Raw genomic sequence first — 2,200 nt, forward strand, 5'->3', positions numbered from 1 at the left:
CCACCAGCACGCAGTTTTCACGTTGCGCCACATCCAGTGCTTCTAACTGCTCCAGCGTCAGGTTCATCGCCGGATGGCCGCTTAACTGCTGCTTGAGGCTCGGCGATGACAGCAGTGGCAAATCCACCATGCCGATATGCGTTTTGCTCAGCTCGCGCATCCACGGCTGTTTGAGGAAGAAGTTGAACACCTTGGGCGCTTTGGCCATCAACGGCGCGTAACTCTCCACGCTAGCCACCAGATGATCGCTCATCGGACGCAGATAGCGCGTGTGATAAAGCTGCAGGAAGCGTGAACGGAAGTTCGGCACATCAATCTTGATTGGGCACTGCGTCGAACAGGCTTTACACGCCAGGCAACCCGACATCGCTTCTTTCACTTCGTGCGAGAAGTCATATTCGCCCTGATTCGCATGCCAGGTATTGCGCGTGCGCTGAATCAACGTACGCAAGCTGGCGCCCTGTTTGGGCAGCGCCTGCTCTAGCTGAACGGGATCCACTCCCTGCTCGGAGAGCAAGCGCAACCATTCACGTGTGAGTGTGGCGCGACCTTTCGGCGAGTGAATGCGGTTGCGGGTGATTTTCATCGATGGGCACATCGGGCTGCGCGCATCAAAGTTGAAGCACAATCCGTTGCCATTACACTCCATCGCACCGCGCCATTCGTTACGTACCGTGACGGGAATCTGCCGATCGTAGGTGCCGCGTTTCACTGCATCAACCTGCATCATCGGTTCATCACTGCCGAGTGGCGTACAGATTTTGCCGGGATTCATGCGGTTGTCAGGATCGAACGCGGCTTTGATACGGCGCAATTCGTTGAACAGCGTCTCACCAAAGAATTCCGGGCTGTATTGCGCGCGGAAACCTTTGCCGTGTTCGCCCCACAATAACCCGCCGTAGCGTGCGGTCAGCGCCACCACTTCATCGGAGATCTGCTTCATCAGCAGCTCCTGCTGCGGATCGCACATATCCAGCGCCGGACGCACATGCAGCACGCCGGCATCCACGTGACCAAACATGCCGTAGCTCAGGCCGTGGCTATCGAGCAGCGCACGAAAATCGACGATGTAATCCGCCAGCTGTTCTGGCGGCACCGCGGTATCTTCGACAAACGGAATCGGCTTGGCGCGCCCTTTGGCGTTCCCCAACAGGCCAACCGCTTTTTTGCGCATATTATAGATGCGCTCAATGCCGCCTAAATCGTCACAAAGCTGATAACCAATCACGCCGCCCATCTGCTGCTGCATCAGCTCATCCAGGCGCTGGCACAGCGTGCTGATCTGCTGCTCAATCAGTTCGCCATCATCACCGGCAAACTCCACGATGTTGAGGCCGAGCATCTCTTTGTCTGGCACATCGGTAATTAATTCATTCACCGAATGCCAGACGATATCTTCGCGCGCCAGGTTTAGTACTTTCGAGTCAACGGTCTCTACCGACAGCGCTTTGGCTTCCACCATAAAAGGGGCATTACGCAGCGCCGAGTCGAAGGAGTCGTATTTGATGTTCACCAAACGGCGCACTTTCGGGATTGGCGTGATGTCGAGGCGCGCTTCGGTAATAAAGGCCAATGTGCCTTCCGCGCCGCACAGCAGACGCGTCAAATCGAATGTCTGTAAATCGTCGCTGAACACATGACGCAGGTCGTAGCCGGTCAGGAAACGATTGAGCTTGGGAAATTTCTCCAGAATCAGGTCGCGCTGTTCACAGCAGCGGCTTAACACCTGCTGATAAATGCGCCCTTCCGCCGTTGGCGTGTTCGCCAGCTGTTCCGCCAGTGCGGTCGGCATGGCGCGCGTATCAAGGATATCGCCGCCCAGCAGCACCGCCCGCAGACCTTCAACGTGATCGGAGGTTTTGCCATACACCAGCGATCCCTGGCCTGATGCATCGGTGTTGATCATGCCGCCAAGCGTGGCGCGGTTGCTGGTGGAGAGCTCCGGCGAGAAGAAGAAGCCATAGGGCTTGAGCCACGCATTGAGCTGATCTTTCACCACGCCCGCTTCAACACGCACCCAACCTTGCTCGGTGTTGATTTCCAGGATGCGGTTCATGTAGCGCGACATATCCACCACGATGCCCTGATTGAGCGACTGCCCGTTGGTGCCGGTACCGCCACCGCGTGGCGTAAACACCAGGCTGGTAAAGCGGGTTTCACCGGCGAGGCGCGCAATCAAGGCTACATCCGCCGTTGAGCG

General features: G+C 57.2%; 1 protein-coding gene. It reads right to left on the reverse strand.

Going from position 1 to position 2,200, the window contains the following annotated elements:
- On the reverse strand, positions 1–2,200 hold a 2,200-nt coding region (locus RTY00_RS23905; RefSeq protein ID WP_312666628.1), incomplete at both ends, for an FAD-binding and (Fe-S)-binding domain-containing protein.

This window comes from Pantoea sp. CTOTU49201 (assembly GCF_032054795.1).
Classification (GTDB): domain Bacteria; phylum Pseudomonadota; class Gammaproteobacteria; order Enterobacterales; family Enterobacteriaceae; genus Pantoea; species Pantoea symbiotica.